General features: G+C 70.6%; 3 protein-coding genes. 1 reads left to right on the top strand and 2 read right to left on the bottom strand.

Translation table 11 applies throughout. From position 1 onward, the window contains the following. Positions 1-2,283 (bottom strand): nitrate- and nitrite sensing domain-containing protein (locus tag ACWEVN_RS46105; protein WP_452055489.1); only part of this gene is annotated, 2,283 nt, incomplete at its 3' end. A 600-nt stretch (positions 2,284-2,883) separates the two neighbouring features. Further along, on the bottom strand, positions 2,884-3,540 hold the full coding sequence (locus ACWEVN_RS46100; RefSeq protein ID WP_452055488.1) for a transcriptional regulator: 657 nt from the start codon (positions 3,538-3,540) through the stop codon (positions 2,884-2,886). 196 nt (positions 3,541-3,736) lie between these two features. On the opposite strand from ACWEVN_RS46100, the gene ACWEVN_RS46095 reads away from it, so the two are divergent. Next, a complete protein-coding gene (locus ACWEVN_RS46095) occupies positions 3,737-5,593 on the top strand; it encodes an AMP-dependent synthetase/ligase (RefSeq protein WP_452055487.1) in 1,857 nt (618 codons plus the stop codon). The last annotated feature ends 69 nt before the right edge of the window (positions 5,594-5,662 follow it).

Genomic DNA, 5,662 nt, shown 5'->3' with positions numbered 1-5,662 from the left:
CCAGACCGGCTGCTGCGCGGCCGGCCGGGCCGGGCGCGAAGTCCGGTTCGGCGGGGCGGGCGGCCGGACGGCGGCCACGGGCTGGGCCTGGGTCGGCTGGCTGACCGGCTCCGACACGGACCCGACCGGGACCGGCGTCGGGGCCGACGGCGGCTGCGTCGCCGAGGGCTGGGTGACCGGCAGCCGGTCCGGGGTCGGCGTGCGGTCCGGGGCGGGCGGCGGGACGGTCACCGGCGGGGTAACCACGGTCGCGGGCGGCGTCACCGGTGAGACCGGCGGCTCGGTGCGGTGGCGCGCCGGGCGGCGCACCGGCCGCTTGAGCGGCGCGACCTCGTCGTTGGCCGTGGTCTCCGGCTCGACCGGGTTCGGGACGAGCTCCGGCTTCGGCGGGGTGATCGGCTGCTCCGGCTCGGACTCGGCGAGCGGGGCGAGCAGGTCGGTGCGCACCAGGACGATGGCCCGGGTGCCGCCATAGGCCGACTCCCGCAGGTGTACCTGGATGCCGTGGCGGGCGGCCAGCCGCGCGACCACGAACAGGCCCAGGCGCGGCTCGTCCGACAGCGCCATGATCCCGAAGTCCGGCGGGTCGGCCAGCATCGAGTTGATCTCTTCGGTCTGGTCCGGCTCGAGCCCGAGGCCCTGGTCCTCGACCTCGATCACGACACCCTTGCCGACCACGTTGCCGCGGATTTCGACCCGCGACTGCGGCGGCGAGAACGACGTCGCGTTGTCGATCAGCTCGGCCAGCAGGTGCACGAGGTCGCCGACGACCGGGCCGCGGATGGCGATCTGCGGCAGCACCGCCGTCTTGACCCGCGCGAAGTCCTCGGTCTCGGCGGACGCGCCGCGGACCAGTTCGGCCAGCCCGACCGGGTTGCGCCACTGACGGCCCGGCTGCCCGCCGCCGAGGATGATCAGGTTTTCGGCGTTGCGGCGGGCGCGGGTGGAGAGGTGGTCGAGCTGGAACAGCGTGTCCAGCTGGTCCGGGTCCTCCTGCTTGCGCTCGGCCTGGTCGAGCACCTTGAGCTGGCGGTGCACGATGACCTGGCTGCGGTGGGCGATGTTGAGGAACACCGTCTTGGTGCCCTCCTTGGTCTTCGCCTCGTCGATGGCGGCCGCGATGGCGGTCTGCTGCGCCTTGTTGAACGCGTCGGCGACCTGGCCGATCTCGTCGGTGCCGTGGTCGAGGAAGTGCCCGCCCTCTTCGAGGTCGACGGGCTCGCCGGCCTGGACGCGGGCGACCAGTTCGGGCAGCCGGACCTCGGCCGCGTCGAGGGTGTCCTCGCGCAGCCGGTGCAGGCGGCCGATGAGCCGGTTCGACAGCCGGACGGCGACGAAGACCACGAAGACCGCGAACAGGACCGCGATCACACCGGCGATCAGCGATTCGGTGAACGTCGAGTCCGCGTCGTTGATCGCCGCCTGGCTCGCGTTCGAGCTCTGCAGGATGAAGATGCCCATCAGCGCGGCACCGACCTGGCGGGCGGCGGTGCGCCACTGGTCCTGCGGCACCGGCAGCTTCGACAGGTCACCGCGCAGGAACGTGGTCTCGACCTGGTTCACCGTCTGCCACGGCTGGCTGGCGAGCAGCTCGTCGTACTTGGCCTTGACCTCGGGGATCAGCTTCGGCGCCGACGAGTCGAGCTGGACGTGGTAGGCACCGACCTGGCCGACGTAGGTCCGGAAGTCGTCGTTGCTCAGCCCGCCCGCGGCCAGCCCGGCGGCGGCGAGCGCGTCACTGCGCTGCATCCCGTCGGCCGCGGTGAACAGCGGGATGGCGGTCAGCCGGTCGAACGCGTTCTGCGCACCGCGCGCGTTCTGGGCCAGCCCCGCCACACCGTCGATGAACTGGTCGATCATCTTGTTGTAGTAGGCGAAGGCCTGGTTGAGCTGCATCTGGCCGCTGTCGACCGCCTGGCGGTTCTGCGGCAGCTGCTGGAACAACCCGAAGAACGTGGTGATGTTCTTCAGAACGCTCGGCGGGGTGTCGTCGTAGCCGGCGAAGTTGTCCTTGAGGTACTGGACGGTCTTCGCGGCGTTCTCGTCCGTCTTCGGCCGGACGGCGGCGAGCACGGTGCGCTGGTTGCTCTGGCCCGCGAGCAAGGTCAGCGTGGCCTGGCGCTCCTGCTGCAGCGAGGCGAGGAACGGGATGGACGGGGCCTCCGAACCACGGATACGGTTCGTGTAGTCCCGGCCGGTGACGGCGTCGTAGATGAGGTAGCCCGCGAGAACCACGCCGACCAGCAACAGCGCGACACTGGGGACGAGCGCGATCGTGAGCACGCGCTTCCGAATCGAGGATCCCCGGTTGCGTCGAAGAGAAATCTGCTTCACCTGGGTCCGTTTTCCTTCCGGCAGTACATGGTTTTCGGGTCGCCCGAGGCGGTCAACACCCGGATTCCGACCAGCCGGATCAACATCACCGTGGTCTGCTTCGCCCGCGACGACGTTATGCAGCCCTCCAGGGCGCGTCAAGTCCGTGGCGAGAACGTGATCTTGGAACGGTGACCCCTCCACACTCGCTGCCTGCGCTTGGAAAGTCCACCACCGTAAGTCGTGAGCTTCGTCGCAGGGCGACTTTCGTTCCACGCACGTATGTGAGTAACGGAAGCGCTCCCGGACCCTCCGCGCGTTCCGGTCGGCGCCTCCTACGTACGACAGCGGCGAATCGTTCGGTGACAAACATCACGGACCCGCGCCGACCCGCCCGGACATCGCGTTCGTCCGGTGTGGACGGCCCCGGGAAAGCGGAATGGGCAGCATTCGCGAGCGGGGCCGCGGATTCCCCGGGCAGACGGCCGGAATTCCCGGCATTCCGCAACTGCGGCCGGTCCAGGACGCTGCGAAGGCCCCGGTACCGGTTCCGCGGCGCCGGCGGCCCGGTCAGCCCGGGAACTCGTCGGCCAGCGTGTTCCAGAAGAGCAGCTCGTAGCTCTGGAACAGCCGGGCGCAGCGGTGCGCTTCGCGTTCGTCGAGCCGGTGCGCGTCGAGGCCGGCCTGGATCGCGGCGAGCGCTTGTTCTTCTATTTCTGGAACGTCCGCAGCAAAGAAGTCGAAGAACGCGCACTGCTCGTCGGTGAAGCCGTAGTGCTCGCGCATGCCGGCGGCGACGTCCCGGCAGTACCGGCCGAAGGCGGCGAAATTGGCGAAGATCCCCGCCGCGGTCGCCGACGACTCGCCGTTCAGCGCGAGCCAGGCGACGTAGGCCGGGTAGACCTGGCAGCCCGCGCGGGGAAGCTCCTTCCCGTGGTCCGGACCAGTCGCCGCGAGGAGCGCGTCCAGCATCCCGTTCGCCTGCTGCTCCCCCGGCGCGAGGCCACCGAAGAAGGTGCGCGCGTGCGGCTCGCCGGCCCGGGCGGCCAGTTCGTGGAAGCTCCGCCAGTCGCTGAGGGTGATCAGCTTCTCCTCGGCGGCGAGCGCGGCGAACACCGCGCGCGGTGCCCGGCCCGCGGTGATCAGCGGCACGAGCCGGTTGTCGCCGTCGCGGGGCGCGAGCTCGGCCTGGATCTTCACGAGCAGTTCACAAGCCGACCGCGTCATCGCTTCCCCCTGGAGTCCGTGGTCCTCCCATTGAAGCGCGGTTCGCACCGGAACGCCCGCGTACACAGTGGACAGTGGTGGGGACCTGACCGCTATGTCCGGTTCGACGGCGACGCTTGACGTGGCCGCGATTCTCTATCCACCTGCGCCGGGAGCCCCTACAGTGTGGCCATCCGGAGCTCCGAGGAGGCCAGCGTTGACCACCCCGTCCGTCGCCGAGCAGACCGAAGGCCAGACGATCCCGCGGCTGCTGCACCGCAACGCGGTCGAATACCCGGACCTGCCGGCGATCACCTCGCTCGACCTCGAAGGGCAGCCGACGCTGACCTGGCTGGAGTTCCGCACCGCGATCGCCGAGGTCTCCCGCGGCCTGGCCGGGCTCGGGCTCGCCAAGGGCGACCGCATGCTGATCATGGCGCCCGGCTGCCCGGACCACATCATCGCCGACCTCGCCGCGACGCACCTGTCCGCGATCCCCTGCACCGCCTACGCCACCCTCAGCCCGGACCAGATCCGGTTCGTCGCGCGGCACAGCGCGGCGCCGGTCGTGGTGCTCGGCGGGGAGAACGAGCTGGTGCGCTGGCGGCCGGTGCTCGACGACCTCCCGGCGCTGCGGCACATCGTCGTGCTGGACGCGGCCGCGATCCCCGAAGGTGACGACCGCTTTCTCTCCTTCGCCGACCTCCGCGCCCGGGGCCGGGAAGCGCTTGCCGCCGACCCGGACGCCTTCGAGCGGTCGTGGCAGGAGATCAAGCCGGACGACCCGCTGTCGATGATTTACACGTCCGGCACCACCGGCGACCCCAAGGGCGTCGTGCTCTCCCACCGCAACGCGATCCACCAGGGGTACGCGGTCACCGAACTGCACCACCCGCCGATGCACGCGACGAACATCGCGTACCTGCCGCTCGCGCACATCGCCGAGCGGGAGCTGTCGATCTACCTCCCGATCGTCTGGGCCGGGCACGTGCACACCCTCGCCGACCCGAGCGGGGTCGTCGGCGCGCTCGGCAAGGTGCACCCGCAGAGCTTCTTCGGCGTCCCGCGCGTGTGGGAGAAGATGGTCGCCGGGCTCAAGAACATGCTCGGCGGCGTGCCGGAAGACCGGCGCACAGCGCTGCTGCAGGCGAACGAGCTGCTGCAGCAGGGCTACAAGCTGCGCAGCGCCGGGCAGCCGGTGCCCGCGGAGCTGGCCGAGAAGATCCGGCAGACCGACGAGGCCGCGCTGGCGCCGGTGCGCGCGCTGCTCGGGCTGGACAAGGTGCTCGTCGCCTCCAGCGGCGCGGCCGCCCTCCCGGTGGAGATCATCTACTTCCTGGCCGGCCTCGGCCTCGAGATCTGCGAGGTCTGGGGCCTGTCCGAGACGACCGGCGCGGCGACGTCCAACTCCGGCTCTGACTTCCGCGCGGGCACGGTGGGCAAGCCCCTCGAAGGCGTCGAGGTGAAGGTCGCCGAGGACGGCGAGCTGCTGGTCTGCGGCCCGATCGTGTTCCTCGGCTACCTGCAGGAGGACGGCACGATCGCCGACGCCACCGACGCCGACGGCTGGCTGGCGACCGGCGACATCGGCACGATCGACGAAGACGGCTTCGTGACGATCACCGACCGCAAGAAGGAACTGATCATCACCTCGAGCGGCAAGAACATCGCGCCGACCCGGATCGAGGGCCTGCTCAAGGAGCACCCGCTGATCGGCCAGGCGGTCGCGATCGGCGACGACCGCCCGTACGTGACGGCCCTGATCGTCCTCGACGACGAGATCGCGCCGGGCTGGGCCGCGGCGAACGGCGTCGAAGCGTCGCCGGACGAGCTGGCGTCGCACCCGGCGGTGCGGGCCGAGCTGGAACGCGCGGTCGAGTCGGCCAACAGCAGGCTCGCCCGGATCGAGCAGATCAAGCGCTACCACGTGCTGCCGAAGACGTGGACGCCCGAATCCGGCGAGCTGACCCCGACGCTCAAGCTCAAGCGCCGGGTCATCAACGACCGCTATTCGGCCGACATCGAGGCCCTCTACGCCGCGGTCCGCGACCCCGAACCGGCCGCCGGCGCGTAGCCCAAAGCGCCCCAATGTGGCGTTGGTTGCGTCCAACGCACCCAATGTGGCGTTCGGTGCGTCCAACGC

It is taken from the genome of Amycolatopsis sp. NPDC003861 (assembly GCF_053605405.1).
Note: the sequence above shows the minus strand (reverse complement) of the source record. Positions and strands in the feature narration are given on the sequence as shown.

Excerpts from the sequence above, each read along its gene's own strand:
- ACWEVN_RS46100 (WP_452055488.1), bottom strand. The coding sequence starts at position 3,540 with ATGACGCGGTCGGCTTGTGAACTGCTCGTGAAGATCCAGGCCGAGCTC.